This is a genomic window from Actinacidiphila sp. bgisy167 (assembly GCF_965342175.1).
Taxonomy (GTDB): domain Bacteria; phylum Actinomycetota; class Actinomycetes; order Streptomycetales; family Streptomycetaceae; genus Actinacidiphila.
Map to the genome: position 1 here is coordinate 31,620 of NZ_CBDRBL010000050.1, position 16,157 is coordinate 47,776.

A 16,157-nucleotide genomic window follows, 5' to 3' on the forward strand; every position below is an offset into this window, starting at 1 on the left:
CGGTTCGCCGCTGCCCCGGTGTGACGGGCGCGTACACCCGCAGGAGGAAGAGAACACGTGATCCCCGGCCGCACGTCGTCCGTCCTGGTGAGTCTTCTGGGCGCGGTCCTCCTGGTCGTGGGAGCGACGGGGTGCTCGGGTGATCCGGACGCGGGGACCAACGGCGTCGGCAGACTGCCGGCCAAGAGCATCGAGAAGCGCGCCCGGGCCGCCGCCGCGGCGGCCGCCACGGTACGGCTGAGCGGCACCGTCGTCAGCCGCGGCCGCGTCTACACGCTCGACATGCGGTTGCGCGGCAACGGCGGCCTCGGCGAGGTCACCTCCGAGGGCAGCACTTTCGAGCTGCTGCGCGTGGGCGACGACCTCTACCTCAAGGCGGGCGCCGGCTTCTACGGCGACCAGGTCGGCGCCAAGCTCAAGAACAAGTACGTCAAGGTGCCCGCGGCGGACCCCGCGTACGACCAGTTCAGCGGCTTCACCGACAAGAAGGTGCTGCTGGACGGCCTCTTCGTGCTGCACGGCGCGCTCGCCGTGGGGGACCACCGCACGGTCGACGGCGTCCGCACCATCGCCGTCACCGCGGACGGCGGCGAGGGAGGCACGCTCGACGTGTCCCTGGAGGGCAAGCCGTATCCGCTGCGCTACGAACGCGCGGGCGGCGCCGGGACGCTGACCATGGACGACTGGGGCAAGGACTTCACGCTGCGCGCGCCGGACGAGGACGATGTCGTCGACTACGGCAAGGCCGTGATGCGGTAGGGCCGGGACCGGGCGGCGGGTGGTCGCCTTCGTCGGCGCCGGGGTCGCGCCGGGGGGTGCACGCGGGCGTCGCGCTCGGCTGCGGCGGGGGGTTCGGGCGGGGGGAGGCGGGCTCAGGCCGCGTGCCCCGCACCGCGGTCACACGTTGTTCTTCTTGCGGCGTCGCAGCACGAGTTTCGGGAGGCCTGCCGGGATCGGGCGGCGGGTGATCGCGTTCGTCGGCGCCGGGGCTGCCGCGCCGCTGGCGTCCGGCATCGCGCCCGGACGCTCCAGGGGGGCGCCGGCGGGCTCCAGGCGCAGCACACGGCACTCGCGGGCCCAGCGCCCCGTCATCGTCTCCGCGTCGGGCGCGTTGAGCCGCTTGCCCTTGAGCTCCTCCACCGCGGCCGTCCACGCCGCACCGTCCGGGCGCAGCTCGGTGACCCGGACCGGGAAGACGACCAGCCGGCCGCCCTTGTCCTTGCTGCGGACGGTGACGGTGGCGGTGCCGCCGTCGGTCAGGCCGGGGCCTGGAAGCGGCTGTTCGCCGGGACCGCCGCCGACGACCACCACGGCGCCGTCGACCCAGGCGTGCCACAGGGCCTGACCGTCGGCCCACAGCAGACCGGACTTCTTCGCGGCCTCATCGATCAGGGCCTGGTCCAGCTGCGGCTGCGTCACGGTGTCGGTCATGCGTCCCACCCTATGGCGTGGCCCGCGCCGGGCGCCGCAGTGGTGCTGCACACATGGTGAGACGACAGGAGCTCAGGCCCCGTACGGGCCTTACGCTAAGGACGTCACCGCCCGCCCTGCCCCCCCCGCCCCCGAGGAGTGCCCCGCGTGTCCGCCGCGCCGTCCGCCGAAACCACGCCCGCCGCATCGACGGCGGACGCCGAGCCGGGCGCGGCCCTCCACGCGAAGGTGCCGCTGGACTTCGCGCTCCTGGCCGTCGCCATCGCCGGGGTCTCCCTGTCCGCGCCGCTGGTCGCCGCGACCGCCGCGCCGGCGCTGGCCATCGCCTTCTGGCGGAACGCGATGGCCATCGGGGTGCTGAGCCCCTTCGTGTGGCTGCGGCACCGGCGGGAGCTGCTGGGGATGGGCCGACGGCCCTTCAAGCTCTCGCTCGCCTCCGGCCTGGTGCTGGCGCTGCACTTCGGCCTCTGGCTGCCGAGCCTCACCATGACGTCGGTGGCGTCCGCCACGGCGCTGGGCACCACCACGCCCGTGTGGACCACCCTGTTCCTGTGGATCCGCGGTCACCGCCCGCCCCGGATGGTGTGGCTGGGCTCGGCGCTCGCGGTGGCCGGAGTGGTGCTGCTGACCGGCGTCGACCTGTCGCTGTCGCCGCGCGCCCTGGCCGGGGACGCGCTGGCGCTGGGCGGCGGCATCGCGGCGGCCGGCTATGTGCTGCTCGGCGCGGAGGTGCGACGGACCGTCAGCACGACCGCGTACACCTATGTCTGCTACTCCACCACGGCCGTGGCCCTGCTGGCCGTCTGCCTGGCCTCGGGCTCGGCGCTCGGCGGTTACGACGGCGGTGCCTGGGCCAAGCTCGTCGCGCTGACCGTCGCCGCGCAACTGCTCGGCCACAGCCTGCTCAACCGTGTGGTGCGCGGGCTCGGGGCGTCGACGACGTCCACGGCGATCCTGCTGGAGACGCCGGGCGCCGCCCTGGTGGCGGCGATCTGGCTGGGCCAGACCCCGCCCGTGGCGGCCTACCCGGCGCTCGCGGTGATCCTCGCCGGGCTCGCCCTGGTGATCCTGGCGGACCGCCGGAAGGCCGCTTAGAGGTCGCGCGGAGAGGCGGGGCCGCGACGCCGGCCCGCCCATCCGTGTGGCCTCCTGGTAGGGGCCGGGCCCCTACAGCCAGCCGTTGCGGCGCAGGATGCGGTGGATGGTGAGGCAGATCCCGCCGATGGCTACCAGCACCATCGGATATCCGTAGCGCCAGTGGACTTCCGGCATGTGGTCGAAGTTCATCCCGTACACACCGCAGATCATGGTCGGGACGGCGATGATCGCCGCCCAGGAGGTGATCTTGCGCATGTCCTCGTTCTGCGCGACGGCGGCCTGGGCGAGATTGGCCTGCAGGATCGAGTTGAGCAGGTCGTCGAAGCCGACCACCATCTCGTGGACGCGCGCGACGTGGTCGGCGACGTCCCGGAAGTACTTCTGGATCTCCGGGTCCACCACGCGCATCGGCCGCTCGCTGAGCATCTGCATCGGGCGCAGCAGCGGGGAGACCGCCCGCTTGAACTCCAGCACCTCGCGCTTGAGCTGGTAGATGCGCCCGGCGTCGGTGGCGCGCGGGGACTTGCCCTGGGCGGAGAAGACGTCGATCTCCACCTCGTCGATGTCGTCCTGGACGGCCTCGCTGACGGCCAGGTAGTCGTCCACGACCTGGTCGGCGATGGCGTGCAGCACGGCCGAGGGGCCCTTGGCGAGCAGTTCGGGGTCGTCCTCGAGGCGGTGCCGCAGGGCGCGCAGCGAGCCGTGGCCGCCGTGCCGGACGGTGATGACGAAGTGCCGGCCGGTGAAGACCATCACCTCGCCGCTCTCCACCACCTCGCTGGTGGCGGTGAGTTCGGCGTGCTCGACGTAGCGGATGGTCTTGAAGACCATGAAGATCGTGTCGTCGTAGCGCTCGAGCTTGGGCCGCTGGTGCGCGTGGACGGCGTCCTCCACCGCCAGCGGGTGCAGGCCGAACACCTCGGCGATCTCCGCGAACTCCCGCTCCGACGGCTCGTGCAGGCCGATCCAGACGAAGCCGCCTCCGCCGCGCACCTTCTCCAGCGCCTCGCGCGGCGAGAGGTGGTCGCCGTTGCGGCGGCCCTCCTGGTAGACGGCGCAGTCCACGACCGAGCTGGGCCTGTCGGTGACGGTGCGGGAGCGGTCCGGGCCGTAGTCGTATGACGTGCTGCTCTTGCGCAGGGCGGGGCGGACGACTGCGCGCAGGTCGCGGATCATCGACATGGCAAGCTCCTTCACGGACTGGCCGAGCTGAAATGCGGATCAGGGAGGGGTGATCACCGTTGATCACTGCGCAGTTCAGGGAGCTCTTCCGGAAGCGGCGGGGCGGGACCCGTGCGGGTCTCGGGAGCGGGCACGCGGCACCGTCACGCGATGTGTGCGCGCGTCCGCGGAAAATCCCGGGAATCTCCGGCGGTTCCGTGGTTCTCTGGTTTCACGCCCGGGTGACCGGGTACGGAACGCGGGGGATCAGGAGGGTTGCCGGGCGGAAGAGCTGCCGGTACTGCACGGTCGACTGGGATCCATCGCAGCCCCACCTCCTCCGGCCGATCCCCGCTTGGGGAAGACGAGCACGCCTCGAGCGGCGTAGCCGACGCCTCACCATAGCAGGCGGCCTTGGCGCGGAACCGCGCCTTTACCCCTTCCATACGGGCCCTATGCTCGCCCCATGGTGGATGTACTGGGGCTTGTGGAGGCGCGCCTGCGCACGGCCTTCGGCGAGCCGGACGCCCGCGCCGCGGTGACCTTCGTAGGCGCCGAACGGATCGAGGTGCTGCGCTTCCGCGACGGCGAGCTCCTGCGGTATGTGACGCTCGGCATGGCGCGCGCGCCGATGAACGATCCCGTCGCCGTCGTCGCGGACCCCGTGCGCGGTCCGCGCGCGGAACTCGTGCTCACCCTGCGCGCCGGGCGCGGCGCCGACACCGACAAGGTCCTGCGGCCGCTCGCGGTGCTGGCGGCCGGCCCTCAGGTCGAGGGGGTCGTCGTGGCGCCGGGGAATTCGCTGGACGTGGGCGAACCGCTGTGGCCCGGGGCTCCGTTCTCGGCCGTCCTGGTCGCCGAGCCCGGCGGTCTCGTGCCGGATGTGGAACTCGGCGCGCCGATGGACCCCGTGCGCTTCTTCCCGCTGCTGCCGATGACGGCGAACGAGGCCGCCTGGAAGCGGGTGCGGGGCGCGGGGGCGCTGCAGGAGCGGTGGCTGCGGGAGGGGACCGACCTGCGCGACCCGCACCGCGCCGCGGTCGCGCTGACGGACTGAGCCCCGGCCGCTGCTGACGTGATGTCAGTCCGGGCCCGCGCGACCCGAGCGGGAGTGCCGCCGGCGGGAGGCGTGGCCGGCGGGAAAGGTGTGGCGCCGGGCCGCGCCACGGGCCGAACCCGGACGGGTGATCGTCCTTGACGCGGGCACGCCGCCGGAGGACCGTGGGGCGGTATGAGGGGCGAACCCAGTTGCCCGAAGTGCGGTGGCCGGGTCCGAGCGCCCGGGCTCTTCGCCGACTCCTGGCAGTGCGACGAGCACGGGGCCGTGTACCCGTTGCAGCCTGTCGTCCCGCCGAGCGTGCAGGCCCTCGGCGTGGTCGTGGGCCGTGCGCGCGTCCCGGTATGGATGCCCTGGCCCCTGCCGGTCGGCTGGCTGTTCACGGGAGTCGTCTCCGCGGGGGACGACCGCAGCGGCGGGCGGGCCACGGCACTGGCCTGCTCGGGGCCGGGGCCGCTCGGCGGGCAGGGCGAGATGGTGCTGGTGGCGGAGGAGCCCGGGGTCGGGCTCGGGGCGAGGTTCGCCGGCATCCCGGGGCCGGACCCGGGTCCGGCGATGTGCCTCGGCAAGCCGCCCGCCGCCAAGGTGATCGCGGCCGGGAGGCCGACCGGTCTGTGGCATGTGAACGGGACGCCCCCGGACCGCGCGGTCTTCGCGGGGGAGTCCTTCGGGCTCTGGCTGTGGGCGGTCGTGTGGCCGGAGGAGTCGGGCCTGCTCATGTACGACGAACTGATACTGACCGATCTGCGCGAGGCCGGCGCGGAAATCGATCTCGTACCGTGCGGGGCGCTCTCCCCTCGCCTGCTCTCCTGAGAATCAGAGGTTGGCCAGGCAGTTATCCTGGTAATCGCAACCCTTGATTCCGTCCGAGCAGCGAGCAGCGAGGACCGAGCGTCTGGAGTGACCTGAGTGCGCATCGACCTGCACGCCCACTCCACCGCCTCCGACGGCACGGACACCCCCGCGGAGCTGGTCCGGGCCGCCGCCGCGGCCGGGCTGGACGTCGTGGCCCTGACCGACCACGACACGGTCGGCGGCTACGCCGAGGCCGAGAAGGCGCTGGGTGAACTGCGTGCCGCGGGCGCCGCGGCCCCGACGCTGGTCACCGGCGCCGAGCTGTCCTGCCGCATCGACGGGGTGAGCCTGCATCTGCTCGCCTACCTCTTCGACCCGCAGGAACCGGAGCTCCACCGGGAACGGGAACTCGTCCGCGACGACCGGGTGCCCCGAGCGCGGGCCATGGTCGCCCGGCTTCGCGACCACGGTGTACCGGTGACCTGGGAGCGGGTCGCCGAGATCGCCGGCGACGGAGCCGTGGGGCGGCCGCACATCGCCCAGGCGCTGATCGAGGCGGGGCTGGTCGGCAGCATCGCCGAGGCGTTCACGCCCGTGTGGATAGGGCCGGGCGGGCGCGCCTACGTCGAGAAGCACGAGCTCGACCCCTTCGAGGCCGTCCGGCTCGTGCGCAACGCGGGCGGGGTGACGGTCTTCGCCCATCCCGCCGCCGTCAAGCGCGGCACCTGCGTGCCCGAGAGCGTCATCCGCGACCTGGCGGCCGCCGGGCTGGACGGCATCGAGGTGGACCACATGGACCACGACGAGCCGACCCGCGCCCGTCTGCGCTCCCTCGCCGCGGAACTGGGCCTGCTCACCACCGGGTCCAGCGACTACCACGGCACCCGCAAGACCGTCCGCCTCGGCGAGTACACCACGGACCCCGAGGTCTACCGGGAGCTCGTCCGGCGGGCCACCGGCGCGGCGCCGATCATGCCGTGACGCGCTTACCCGCCGCCCGCCCGCCGTCCCCGCGGCGCGCTGACGCGCGCTGACGCGCCGAGCACCGCCGGCCCCGACCTTCCTCCCACCGCACCACCGCTAGGCCCATGGATCTGTTCTCGCTCACCCTGTTCGGCTCGGTCTTCGTCACGCTGTTCGTGATCATGGACCCGCCCGGGATCACCCCGATATTCCTCGCCCTCACCTCCGGCCGCGCGGTCAAGGTCCAGCGCCGCATGGCCTGGCAGGCCGCCGCCGTCGCGCTGGGCGTCATCACCGTCTTCGGCATCTGCGGCCAGCAGATCCTCGACTACCTGCATGTCTCGGTGCCGGCCCTGATGATCGCGGGCGGTCTGCTCCTGCTGCTCATCGCCCTCGACCTGCTCACGGGCAAGGCGGACGAGCCCACCCAGACCAAGGACGTCAATGTCGCGCTGGTGCCGCTCGGCATGCCGCTGCTCGCCGGGCCGGGCGCGATCGTCACGGTGATCCTCGCGGTGCAGCGCGCGCACGGCTTCGGGGAGCAGTTGTCGGTATGGGTCGCCATCGCCGCGATGCACGTGGTGCTCTGGCTGACGATGCGTTACTCGCTGGTGATCATCCGTCTGATCAGGGACGGCGGTGTGGTGCTGGTGACCCGGCTCTCCGGCATGCTGCTCTCGGCGATCGCGGTGCAGCAGGTCGCGGGCGGGGTCTTCGGCTTCATCCGCGGCGAGGGCTGACGGTCCGTCGAGGGGCGTCCGGGCGCGACGAGGGCCCCGTTCCGTGTGAACGGGGCCCTTTCGCGTGCGGGGTGTCCGGCCGTGCGGCCGCGCCGTGCCGGCGTGGTGACGGGGCCTTGGAGGCCGCGCGGATAGGCGGGCCGGCGTCGCGGGTCGGTGGCTCTCGCCTGGCGGCGTTGTCGTCGGTCGCCGCAGCTCCGCTGCGTCTCCCTTCTCCGCCTTGCCGGGCTCGGCCCTCGACCCGCTCCTTTCTCCACCCCGCCTATCCGCGCGACCTCTTACTCGGCTGGGCGGATGTAGACGCGCTGGCCGAGCGCTGCGGCCTGCTGAACGATCTGATCGACGGAGGCGGCGTCCACGACCGTGCAGTCGACGGCACGGCCGTCCTGGTCGTTGAGGCGCATGATCTCGAAGCGCATGGTGTTCACGGCTTCTCCCTTCGTCCGGGCACTCCTCCATTGGAGTACGGGGCTGCTTCGCAGCCGTTACCTGCCGGGGTCATTCATGTATCGACAACTGTTGTACCGGCGAAAACCTTCCTTGTCCTAAGGAAATTTTCCCGCCACGCTTCTACTCGCGGGTAACCACCGGTACCGGCGGTCCTGGTTCCGGTTGTGTGTGCGGACACAAGCGCCGGACAATGTCATCTCTATGAACGACGACGCCCTTTCCGCCATCGCCGCCGGCATCGAGCGCACGAACGAGCTCCTGCAGCGGGTGCTCGCCGAGGTCGCCACGACCCCGGCGACCCACGCCGTGTTCGTCGACGCCGGGTACGTGTACGCCGCGGCCGGTCGCCTCGTCGCGGGCACCGAGGACCGGAGGGCCTTCGAACTCGACGCCGAGGGGATCATCGAGGCCTTCATCGACCGGGCCCGCACGCTCTTCGCCGACAGCCGCCTGCTGCGCGTCTACTGGTACGACGGGGCCCGCCGCCGCATCCACACCGCCGAGCAGGAACGCATCGCCGAGCTGCCCGACGTCAAGGTGCGGCTCGGCAACCTCAACGCCAGCCGCCAGCAGAAGGGCGTCGACTCCCTGATCCGCAGCGACCTGGAGTCACTGGCCCGGCACCGCGCCATCAGCGACGCCGTCCTGATCGGCGGCGACGAGGACCTGGTGTCCGCGGTCGAGGCCGCCCAGGGCTACGGCGCCCGTGTCCACCTGTGGGGCATCGAGGCCGCCGACGGCCGCAACCAGGCCGACCCGCTGCTGTGGGAGGTCGACAGCCTCCGCACCCTCGACCTGGACTTCTGCAAGCCCTACATCACCCGGCGCACCGTCCCCGTCTACGGAGACGCGGCCATCCCCACCGGTCCCATCCCCACCCGCGAGGACGTGCACTTCGTCGGGGCCCGGGTCGCCTCGCAGTGGCTGGCGACCCGCGGCCGCGACGCCCTGGCCGAGCTGCTGCCGGGGCACCCGTACCTGCCGCCGGCCTTCGACCAGGAACTGCTCGTCGAGGCCGAGGGCATGCTCAACATCTCGCTGCGCGGTCACGCCGACCTGCGGCGCGTGCTGCGCGACGGCTTCTGGGAGCACCTGCAGGCCCGCCTGTAGGCCCGCCTGTAGGCCCGCCTGCAGGCGGGCCTGCGGGCGAACCCGCACGCGTACCTGCGGGCGCGGCTAGTCCGCGGCCTCGGCGCTGTTCCAGAAGTCCTGCAGGGCCCGGGCGGTCCGCGCCGGCTGCTCGGCGTTGGGGGAGTGCTCGGCGTCCTCGACGACGACGCGGCGTGCGCCGAGGCGTTCGGCCATCGCGTCCAGCCAGGGGAGGGGCCAGGCGTAGTCGACCGCGCCGGAGAGCACGAGCTTCGGCAGCGGGACCGCCGCCAGCTCCGCCACCCGGTCCGGCTCGTCGATCAGCTGCCGGCCGGTGACGATCAGCTGCTCGGGCACCGTCGCCAGCCAGCGCCGGTGCAGGAACTCCTCGACCGCACCCGAGGCGCGCGCCGTGCCCTCGAGATCCTCGGCGTCCAGCTCGCGCATCGCGCGCCACACGCCCTCCATGTCCATCGACGACAGCGCCTCCAGCAGCAACTTGGTACGGGCCTGCTGGGCGGGTTCGATGGCGGCCGGGCCGGAGCTCATGAGGGTCAGCGACGCCCAGGGCAGGGCGCCGCCCCCGTCGTGCGCGGCCAGGACGGCGGCACGGGCGACCAGGCCCCCCATCGAGTGCCCCAGCAGGTGCACCGGCTCCCCGGCCGGGGTGGCGAGGGCCGCGGTCTGCGCGACCACGTCGGCGGCCAGTTCTCCTTGCGCGTACGGCGCCTCGTCCCGCGGGCCGGGCGACTCGTGCTGGCCCCGGCCGTCCACGGCGACCACGCGGTAGCCGGCGGCCGCGAGCGGTTCCAGCAGGGCGACGAAGTCCTCCTTGCTGCCCGTGAACCCGGGCAGCAGCAAGGCGGTGCCGCGCCGGGGCGTGCCGGCCGGGGGGAGGGCGTCCAGCACGGCGAAGGCGCCGCGCGCCGTCTGGAGGAGGTGCGCGGTGGCGTTCTCGGGCAGCGTCAGGAAGGGCGGTCGGCTCATGGGCCGAGGCTAGCGGGGCCGGACGGTCCGCACGGGACGCGGGCCCCGGTCCCGGGCGGGACCGGGCAGGACGCCGACGGCCGGGGCCCCGATCAGGGGCGCCCGGCCGTCGGCGGTGCGGATGCGGTGCGGACGCGTCGCGTCAGCCGGTGGCCTCGTCGGCCGGCTTGGCCGCCCGTGTGCGGCGGCGGCGGACCGTCCTGGCAGCGCCCTCGCCCTCGGAGGAGGCGGCCTCAGGGGCCGCGGTCTCCGCGGCGGGCGGAGTCTTGGCGCCGGTGGCGGCGCCACCGGACCGCGTACGGCGGCGGCGCGGGACGGGGACCTCCTCGGCCGCCGGGGCGGCGTCCGCGGCGGTCTCGGCGCCCGCACCCGTGGTGGTCCCGGCGGCGCCCGCACGGGTGCGGCGGCGACGGCGCGGGGCCGGGGTCTCGATGTCCGGGCCCTCGGCGGCCGGGGCCACGGTCTCGACGACCGCCTCCGCCTCGGCGGGCGCCTCGCCGATCGCCTGCCCGCCGCGGGTGCGGCGGCGCTGGCGCGGCGTACGGGTGCGGGCCGGAAGCTCCTCCGCCTCGGCCGAGGCGGCCGGGCCGGACTTGCGGCCGCCGCGGCCGCGCCCGCGGCCGCCGGTCTCGCCGAGGTCCTCGACCTCCTCCGCGTCGAGCCCGGCACGGGTGCGCTCCGCACGCGGCAGCACGCCCTTGGTGCCGTCGGGGATGCCGAGCAGCTCGTAGAGGTGGGCCGAGGTGGAGTAGGTCTCCTCCGGCTCGTTGAAGGGCAGGTCCAGCGCCTTGTTGATCAGCTGCCAGCGCGGGATGTCGTCCCAGTCGACCAGGGTGATCGCGGTGCCGGACGCCCCCGCGCGGCCGGTGCGGCCGATGCGGTGGAGGTAGGTCTTCTCGTCCTCCGGCGTCTGGTAGTTGATCACGTGCGTGACGCCCTCGACGTCGATGCCGCGGGCGGCGACGTCGGTGCAGACCAGGACGTCGACCTTGCCGTTGCGGAAGGCGCGCAGCGCCTGCTCGCGGGCACCCTGGCCGAGGTCGCCGTGCACGGCGCCGGAGGCGAAGCCGCGGCGCTCGAGCTGCTCGGCGACGTCGGCGGCGGTGCGCTTGGTGCGGCAGAAGATCATGGCCAGCCCGCGGCCCTCGGCCTGCAGGACGCGCGAGACGAGCTCGGCCTTGTCCAGCGAGTGGGCGCGGAAGACGTGCTGGGTGATGTTGGCGACGGTCGCGCCCTCGTCGTCCGGCGAGGTGGCCCGGATGTGCGTGGGCTGCGACATGTAGCGGCGGGCGAGGCCGATGACGGCGCCCGGCATGGTCGCGGAGAAGAGCATGGTCTGCCGCTTCGCCGGCAGCATCTCGATGATCTTCTCGACGTCGGGGAGGAAGCCCAGGTCCAGCATCTCGTCGGCCTCGTCGAGGACGAGCGCGCGGACGTGACGCAGGTCGAGCTTCTTCTGGCCCGCCAGGTCGAGCAGTCGGCCCGGGGTGCCGACGATCACGTCGACGCCCTTCTTCAGGGCCTCGACCTGCGGCTCGTAGGCGCGGCCGCCGTAGATCGCCAGGACGCGGACGTTGCGCACCTTGCCCGCCGTGAGCAGGTCGTTGGTGACCTGGGTGCACAGCTCGCGGGTGGGGACGATGATCAGGGCCTGCGGACCGTCGACGACGTCCTCGGGCCTGGCCCGCCCGGCCTCGACGTCTGCCGGGACGACGACCCGCTCCAGGAGCGGAAGGCCGAAGCCCAGGGTCTTGCCGGTGCCGGTCTTCGCCTGGCCGATGACGTCGTTGCCCGCGAGGGCGACGGGGAGCGTCATCTCCTGGATCGGGAAGGGAGTGGTGATGCCGACGGCCTCGAGGGCCTCGGCGGTCTCGGGGAGGATCCCCAGATCGCGGAAGGTCGTGGTGGTGGTCAGGATGCTGCCTCTTCTGTTGGGACGCGGCGTCGAGCGGTTTCCGGGGTGGGTCGGGCGCAAGGAACTGCGCTGACCGCGCGGAGTGTCGTCCGGCCGTCGATGGCCGAGGTGCGCGGGACCACTGCCCTCGTGCGCGCCGCGAAGCTGTCCCTCCCCACGGGGAAGGGCGGTCGGTAGGAGCCGATCGGGCCACCGACCGGGCATCCATTCATGCGTGACCCGCCGGGTCACCTGGCGGGTCCATATCACTGTACCCCGGAATCACGCACCTGCGGCGGATGGATTTCACGCTCTGTGGGACAGGTCGTGCCGCGGCTCCCGCACGACGGGCCGTACGAGGTGGTTGCCGCGCTGGTGGGGTTGGCTATTGTGCGCAGCATGGAGACGCCTGACACCCCCGCGAAGACCCCTGCCGAGACCTCCTCCGGAACGGCCGTCGCCGCGAAGGACTGGGCCGCCGCCTCCGTGGACCCGCAGTACCGCGCGGCGGTCGTGGACCTGCTCGGGGCCCTGGCATACGGCGAGCTCGCCGCCTTCGAGCGGCTGGCGGAGGACGCGAAGCTCGCGCCGTCCCTGGCGGACAAGGCGGAGCTCGCGGCGATGGCGTCCGCCGAGTTCCACCACTTCGAGCAGCTTCGCGCACGGCTCACCGCCATCGAGGCGGACCCGACCGCGGCGATGGAGCCCTTCGCCGCCGCGCTGGACGAGTTCCACCGCCAGACCGCGCCGTCGGACTGGCTGGAGGGCCTGGTCAAGGCGTACGTCGGCGACTCCATCGCGTCCGACTTCTACCGCGAGGTGGCCGCCCGGCTGGACACCGACACCCGGGAACTGGTGCTGGCGGTGCTGGACGACACCGGCCACGCCTCCTTCGCGGTGGAGAAGGTGCGCTCCGCGATCGAGGCCGACCCCCGGGTCGGCGGGCGGCTCGCGCTGTGGGGGCGCCGGCTGATGGGCGAGGCGCTGTCGCAGGCGCAGCGGGTCGTGGCGGACCGCGACGCGCTCAGCACGATGCTGGTGGGCGGGGTCGCCGACGGCTTCGACCTCGCGGAGGTCGGCCGGATGTTCACCCGGATCACCGAGGCCCACACCAAGCGGATGGCGGCGCTGAGCCTGTCCGCCTGAGCGGTGGGGACGACGGCGCGGACCGCCCGGTCCGTGCCGTCACGCGGCCTCAGGCGGCGCGCGGCGCGGAGCGGCGGGCGGCGCGCGGCGGGCGCACCAGCAGGGAGAGCAGGGCCGCCGCGACCCCTACCGACACGGCGAGGCTGATCAGGAACCGGTCGGAACCCAGGACCGTACGGGTGACGAGGCCGCCGAGCACCGCGGCGACCGTCCCCGTGGCCAGCACGAGGGTCGCGGCGGGAAGGCGGCGGCGGGGGAGCAGCCGCGTCGCGGCGAACGCGACGGACAGTCCGACGGCGGCGTACGCGAGCGCTTCCCACAGCATGGCGCGGCCCCTCCCGGAGACTTCGGTCCTACGGGTCCTACCCCTCGGCGCCACCTGGCGAAACGGCGGGTCACCCCATTCGGGGACGACCCGCCGTCAGGCGTTCCGGTAGGGGGGCGAGGCCGCGGCCGTCCTCGGATGAGGGCGTCCGTGCCCTGCCGGGCCGTGCCCGGGGGAGTCGTCCGCCGCGTCCGAGAAGCCCTCCGCGAGGGCGGCACGCCGGCTCGCCGGCCCGCCGTCCCGTGCCGCCGCCCGGGAAGCGCCTCCCCGCGACGGCGGGGAGCCGCTCCGGAGGCGGATGCCGGAGCTAGAGCTGGGCGCCGAAGCCCACCCGGCGCGCCGCCGGCTCACCGATCTCCACGTAGGCCAGCCGGTCGGCCGGCACGAGCACGCGCTTGCCGTGCTCGTCGGTGAGGCTGAGCAGCTTGCCGGTGCCGGTCAGCGCCTCCGCGACGGCCTTCTCTACCTCCTCGGCCGTCTGCGCGCTCTCGATGCTGATCTCACGCGGCGCGTGCTGCACGCCGATCTTGACCTCCACGGCTTTCGTCCCTCCGAACGGTCTGCGGTGTGCGCGGTTGGAAATCGCGCCGTACGCAGACACATTAGCCGCGCCGCGCGCCGGGCCACCGGCCGACGGGCACGCCCAGAGCGAACAGCCGCCGCGGGAGTGGGGTCAGTGCTCGGCGCCGTGCAGTGGGAAGCCCGCGATGCCGCGCCAGGCGAGGGAGGTCAGCAGCTGCACCGCGGTGTCGCGGGGCATGGAGCTGCCGCTGGAGAGCCAGTAGCGGGCCACGACCTGCGAGACGCCGCCGAGTCCGACGGCGAGCAGCATGGACTCCTCGGTGGTCAGCCCGGTGTCCTCGGCGATGACCTCGCTGATCGCCTCGGCGCACTGCAGCGCGACCTTGTCGACGCGCTCGCGGACGGCCGGCTCATTGGTGAGGTCGGACTCGAAGACCAGGCGGAAGGCGCCGCCCTCGTCCTCCACGTACGCGAAGTAGGCGTCCATGGTCGCCGCCACGCGCTGCTTGTTGTCGGTGGTGGAGGCCAGCGCGGTGCGCACGGCGTCCAGCAGGGCCTCGCAGTGCTGGTCCAGCAGGGCCAGGTAGAGCTCGAGCTTGCCGGGGAAGTGCTGGTACAGCACGGGCTTGCTCACGCCCGCGCGCTCGGCGATGTCGTCCATCGCGGCGGCGTGGTAGCCCTGGGCGACGAACACCTCCTGGGCCGCGCCCAGCAGCTGGTTCCGCCGAGCCCGGCGCGGCAGGCGGGTGCCGCGGGGGCGCGCCTCAGTCTGCTCGATGGCTGTCACGCCGCCTCCAAGTGGTGTCGTTCTGCGCTGCGGGTGCCATCGTACTTTTTCGGTAGTGGGGCCATGCGCTGTGCGAACGCACATTCTCACCAGGTGGAACTCAGCGGTAGTCGTCCTCGTCGAGCTCCACGACCCGGCGCTGTTCGGCGACGTCCGCGGGATCGGCGTCGTCCGGGCGCTCGGTGATCGGGACGTCGCGGTGCTGCAGCAGGTCGAGATGCTGTTCGGCGATGTCCGCCTCGGGCGCCTCGATGTCGGCCTCGGCGTCCTCCAGGTCGTCGATGGCGTCGTCCTCGAAGCCCTCGATGTCGTCGGACACGGGGACCTCCCGTCTGGTCGTGTGCTGCCGTCCCCCGCTGCTACCCACTGTCCGCTTCCTTCCCGTTCTGTCCCTCCTTCCCTCCTTCCCTCCTTCCCTTTCCCTCCTTCCCTCTCTGCGAGGGTAGGAGACGGGAACCCCGTGCGCAGAGCGACAAGCGCGGGCGGCGCCGGCCACGGGGGCGTCGCGACACCGCGCGGAATCGTCGAGGGGCTGTGAGGGCGAACACAAGAGCGCACGCGTGATCACCTCGTAACATTGGGCCATGTCCTCGACGGAGTCCTCCGAAGCCGCACTCGCCGCCGTGCCCGTACCCCCTTCGGGAGCCAGAGCCGGGGACGGGGAGACGGTGCGGACCGTGGCGCTTGCGGGGAGGACGCTGGCCGTACGCGTGCGGGTGGAGCAGGCCGAAAGGCTGCCGCCCGCGCTCTTCGTGCACGGCCTGGGCGGGTCCTCGGCCAACTGGTCGGAGCTGATGCGCCTGCTGGCCGACCGTGTGTCCTGCGAGGCCGTGGACCTGCCCGGTTTCGGGTACTCCCCGCCGCCGGACGACGGCAATTACTCGATCGGTGGGCACACGCGCGCCGTCGTGCGCCTGCTGGAGGCTTCCGGGCGCGGGCCGGTGCACCTCGTCGGCAACTCGCTGGGCGGCGCCGTCGCCACCAAGGTGGCCGCGGCCCGGCCCGACCTGGTCCGCACCCTGACCCTGATCTCGCCCGCCCTGCCGGAGGTGCCGCCGCAGCGCGGCGCCTGGCCGACCGCCGTCCTCGGACTGCCGGGCGTGAGCACGGTGGTGAGACGCGCCACCCGCGGCTGGTCCGTGGAGCGCCGCACCCGCCAGCTGCTGGCGCTCTGCTACGGCGACCCGGCGAAGGTCGGTGAGGAGGCCTTCGCCGAGCACGCCGCGGAGTACGGCCGCCGGCTGGAGCTGCCCTACTTCTGGGACGCGCTGACCCGCTCGACACGCGGCATCGTCGACGCCTACACCCTCGGCGGCCAGCACAACCTGTGGCGGCAGGCCGAGCGGGTCCTCGCGCCGACGCTGCTGGTGTACGGGGGCCGGGACAAGCTGGTCGCCCCCCGGATGGCGTACCGTGCCGCCCGGACGTTCCCTGACGCGCGGCTGCTGTTGCTCCCCGACAGCGGGCACGTCGCGATGATGGAGCACCCCGATGCGGTGGAGCGGGCCTTCCGCGAGCTGCTGGACGCCACGGACGCGCGGACGGATCACTGACTTCATGGGCAGGCACAGCGCACCCGGCGGCCGAGACGGCCGCCGCGACGACGTACCGGGCATAGCCGACGGCGGGGGTGGGGGGGGGGGGGGGGGGGGGGGGGGGGGGGGAGGGGGGGGGGGGGGGAGGGGGGGGGGAGGGGGGGGGGGGGGGGGGGG

Annotated in this window: 18 protein-coding genes; 9 read left to right on the forward strand and 9 right to left on the reverse strand. The window is 73.5% G+C overall.

The features are described from left to right. Nucleotides 1-57: 57 nt before the first annotated feature. The gene (locus ACRWND_RS19440) at nucleotides 58-759 is read left to right on the forward strand and encodes a hypothetical protein (RefSeq protein ID WP_431951037.1); all 702 of its coding nucleotides are present in this window, start codon (nucleotides 58-60) and stop codon (nucleotides 757-759) included. Between the two features lie 138 nt (nucleotides 760-897). Here ACRWND_RS19440 and ACRWND_RS19445 read toward each other — a convergent pair whose 3' ends face one another. Beyond that, nucleotides 898-1,431: a hypothetical protein gene (locus ACRWND_RS19445; protein ID WP_431951039.1), complete on the reverse strand. Its 534-nt coding sequence runs from the start codon at nucleotides 1,429-1,431 to the stop codon at nucleotides 898-900. A gap of 147 nt (nucleotides 1,432-1,578) precedes the next feature. Between ACRWND_RS19445 and ACRWND_RS19450 the strand changes: the two genes are divergently transcribed. Continuing rightward, complete coding sequence (locus tag ACRWND_RS19450; protein WP_431951041.1) at nucleotides 1,579-2,526, forward strand: DMT family transporter; 948 nt, start codon at nucleotides 1,579-1,581, stop codon at nucleotides 2,524-2,526. A 72-nt stretch (nucleotides 2,527-2,598) separates the two neighbouring features. Here ACRWND_RS19450 and ACRWND_RS19455 read toward each other — a convergent pair whose 3' ends face one another. After that, the gene (locus ACRWND_RS19455) at nucleotides 2,599-3,711 is read right to left on the reverse strand and encodes a magnesium and cobalt transport protein CorA (RefSeq protein WP_431951043.1); all 1,113 of its coding nucleotides are present in this window, start codon (nucleotides 3,709-3,711) and stop codon (nucleotides 2,599-2,601) included. A 445-nt stretch (nucleotides 3,712-4,156) separates the two neighbouring features. On the opposite strand from ACRWND_RS19455, the gene ACRWND_RS19460 reads away from it, so the two are divergent. The 4 genes from ACRWND_RS19460 to ACRWND_RS19475 all read left to right on the forward strand — a co-directional run bounded on the left by ACRWND_RS19460 (nucleotide 4,157) and on the right by ACRWND_RS19475 (nucleotide 7,245). Then, nucleotides 4,157-4,747: a suppressor of fused domain protein gene (locus ACRWND_RS19460; RefSeq protein ID WP_431951045.1), complete on the forward strand. Its 591-nt coding sequence runs from the start codon at nucleotides 4,157-4,159 to the stop codon at nucleotides 4,745-4,747. 174 nt (nucleotides 4,748-4,921) lie between these two features. Then, complete coding sequence (locus tag ACRWND_RS19465; protein ID WP_431951047.1) at nucleotides 4,922-5,560, forward strand: DUF6758 family protein; 639 nt, start codon at nucleotides 4,922-4,924, stop codon at nucleotides 5,558-5,560. A gap of 96 nt (nucleotides 5,561-5,656) precedes the next feature. Beyond that, entirely contained in the window at nucleotides 5,657-6,523 is an 867-nt protein-coding gene (locus tag ACRWND_RS19470; protein ID WP_431951049.1) for a PHP domain-containing protein, read from the forward strand. Between the two features lie 107 nt (nucleotides 6,524-6,630). Beyond that, nucleotides 6,631-7,245: a MarC family protein gene (locus ACRWND_RS19475; RefSeq protein ID WP_431951051.1), complete on the forward strand. Its 615-nt coding sequence runs from the start codon at nucleotides 6,631-6,633 to the stop codon at nucleotides 7,243-7,245. 278 nt (nucleotides 7,246-7,523) lie between these two features. Here the strand turns inward: ACRWND_RS19475 and ACRWND_RS19480 are convergent, their stop codons facing one another. Further along, nucleotides 7,524-7,673 (reverse strand): hypothetical protein, encoded by a 150-nt coding sequence (locus ACRWND_RS19480; protein ID WP_431951077.1) that lies wholly within the window; start codon nucleotides 7,671-7,673, stop codon nucleotides 7,524-7,526. 223 nt (nucleotides 7,674-7,896) lie between these two features. On the opposite strand from ACRWND_RS19480, the gene ACRWND_RS19485 reads away from it, so the two are divergent. After that, complete coding sequence (locus ACRWND_RS19485; protein WP_431951053.1) at nucleotides 7,897-8,805, forward strand: NYN domain-containing protein; 909 nt, start codon at nucleotides 7,897-7,899, stop codon at nucleotides 8,803-8,805. 66 nt (nucleotides 8,806-8,871) lie between these two features. On the opposite strand, the gene ACRWND_RS19490 is transcribed toward ACRWND_RS19485, so the two are convergent. Beyond that, the gene (locus tag ACRWND_RS19490; RefSeq protein ID WP_431951055.1) at nucleotides 8,872-9,771 is read right to left on the reverse strand and encodes an alpha/beta fold hydrolase; all 900 of its coding nucleotides are present in this window, start codon (nucleotides 9,769-9,771) and stop codon (nucleotides 8,872-8,874) included. A 142-nt stretch (nucleotides 9,772-9,913) separates the two neighbouring features. Further along, on the reverse strand, nucleotides 9,914-11,587 hold the full coding sequence (locus ACRWND_RS19495) for a DEAD/DEAH box helicase (protein ID WP_431951075.1): 1,674 nt from the start codon (nucleotides 11,585-11,587) through the stop codon (nucleotides 9,914-9,916). A gap of 477 nt (nucleotides 11,588-12,064) precedes the next feature. On the opposite strand from ACRWND_RS19495, the gene ACRWND_RS19500 reads away from it, so the two are divergent. Beyond that, nucleotides 12,065-12,811, forward strand: coding sequence for a ferritin-like fold-containing protein (locus ACRWND_RS19500; protein WP_431951057.1), 747 nt, complete (start codon nucleotides 12,065-12,067; stop codon nucleotides 12,809-12,811). Nucleotides 12,812-12,860: 49 nt separating this feature from the next. On the opposite strand, the gene ACRWND_RS19505 is transcribed toward ACRWND_RS19500, so the two are convergent. The 4 genes from ACRWND_RS19505 to ACRWND_RS19520 all read right to left on the reverse strand — a co-directional run bounded on the left by ACRWND_RS19505 (nucleotide 12,861) and on the right by ACRWND_RS19520 (nucleotide 14,764). After that, nucleotides 12,861-13,136, reverse strand: coding sequence for a hypothetical protein (locus tag ACRWND_RS19505; RefSeq protein ID WP_431951059.1), 276 nt, complete (start codon nucleotides 13,134-13,136; stop codon nucleotides 12,861-12,863). A gap of 307 nt (nucleotides 13,137-13,443) precedes the next feature. Further along, nucleotides 13,444-13,674 carry a DUF3107 domain-containing protein gene (locus ACRWND_RS19510; protein ID WP_319158819.1) on the reverse strand — a complete coding sequence of 77 codons (231 nt, stop codon included), beginning with the start codon at nucleotides 13,672-13,674 and terminating at the stop codon, nucleotides 13,444-13,446. A 135-nt stretch (nucleotides 13,675-13,809) separates the two neighbouring features. After that, nucleotides 13,810-14,445 carry a TetR/AcrR family transcriptional regulator gene (locus ACRWND_RS19515; protein ID WP_431951061.1) on the reverse strand — a complete coding sequence of 212 codons (636 nt, stop codon included), beginning with the start codon at nucleotides 14,443-14,445 and terminating at the stop codon, nucleotides 13,810-13,812. A gap of 100 nt (nucleotides 14,446-14,545) precedes the next feature. Then, on the reverse strand, nucleotides 14,546-14,764 hold the full coding sequence (locus ACRWND_RS19520; protein ID WP_431951063.1) for a hypothetical protein: 219 nt from the start codon (nucleotides 14,762-14,764) through the stop codon (nucleotides 14,546-14,548). 265 nt (nucleotides 14,765-15,029) lie between these two features. Here ACRWND_RS19520 and ACRWND_RS19525 point away from each other — a divergent pair, with 265 nt between their 5' ends. Then, nucleotides 15,030-15,998, forward strand: coding sequence for an alpha/beta fold hydrolase (locus tag ACRWND_RS19525; RefSeq protein ID WP_431951065.1), 969 nt, complete (start codon nucleotides 15,030-15,032; stop codon nucleotides 15,996-15,998). The last annotated feature ends 159 nt before the right edge of the window (nucleotides 15,999-16,157 follow it).

Excerpts from the sequence above, each read along its gene's own strand:
- ACRWND_RS19460 (WP_431951045.1), top strand. The coding sequence starts at position 4,157 with ATGGTGGATGTACTGGGGCTTGTGGAGGCGCGCCTGCGCACGGCCTTC.
- ACRWND_RS19500 (WP_431951057.1), top strand. The coding sequence starts at position 12,065 with ATGGAGACGCCTGACACCCCCGCGAAGACCCCTGCCGAGACCTCCTCC.
- ACRWND_RS19445 (WP_431951039.1), bottom strand. The coding sequence starts at position 1,431 with ATGACCGACACCGTGACGCAGCCGCAGCTGGACCAGGCCCTGATCGAT.
- ACRWND_RS19465 (WP_431951047.1), top strand. The coding sequence starts at position 4,922 with ATGAGGGGCGAACCCAGTTGCCCGAAGTGCGGTGGCCGGGTCCGAGCG.
- ACRWND_RS19525 (WP_431951065.1), top strand. The coding sequence starts at position 15,030 with ATGTCCTCGACGGAGTCCTCCGAAGCCGCACTCGCCGCCGTGCCCGTA.
- ACRWND_RS19475 (WP_431951051.1), top strand. The coding sequence starts at position 6,631 with ATGGATCTGTTCTCGCTCACCCTGTTCGGCTCGGTCTTCGTCACGCTG.
- ACRWND_RS19505 (WP_431951059.1), bottom strand. The coding sequence starts at position 13,136 with ATGCTGTGGGAAGCGCTCGCGTACGCCGCCGTCGGACTGTCCGTCGCG.
- ACRWND_RS19490 (WP_431951055.1), bottom strand. The coding sequence starts at position 9,771 with ATGAGCCGACCGCCCTTCCTGACGCTGCCCGAGAACGCCACCGCGCAC.
- ACRWND_RS19455 (WP_431951043.1), bottom strand. The coding sequence starts at position 3,711 with ATGTCGATGATCCGCGACCTGCGCGCAGTCGTCCGCCCCGCCCTGCGC.
- ACRWND_RS19495 (WP_431951075.1), bottom strand. The coding sequence starts at position 11,587 with ATGACGCTCCCCGTCGCCCTCGCGGGCAACGACGTCATCGGCCAGGCG.
- ACRWND_RS19485 (WP_431951053.1), top strand. The coding sequence starts at position 7,897 with ATGAACGACGACGCCCTTTCCGCCATCGCCGCCGGCATCGAGCGCACG.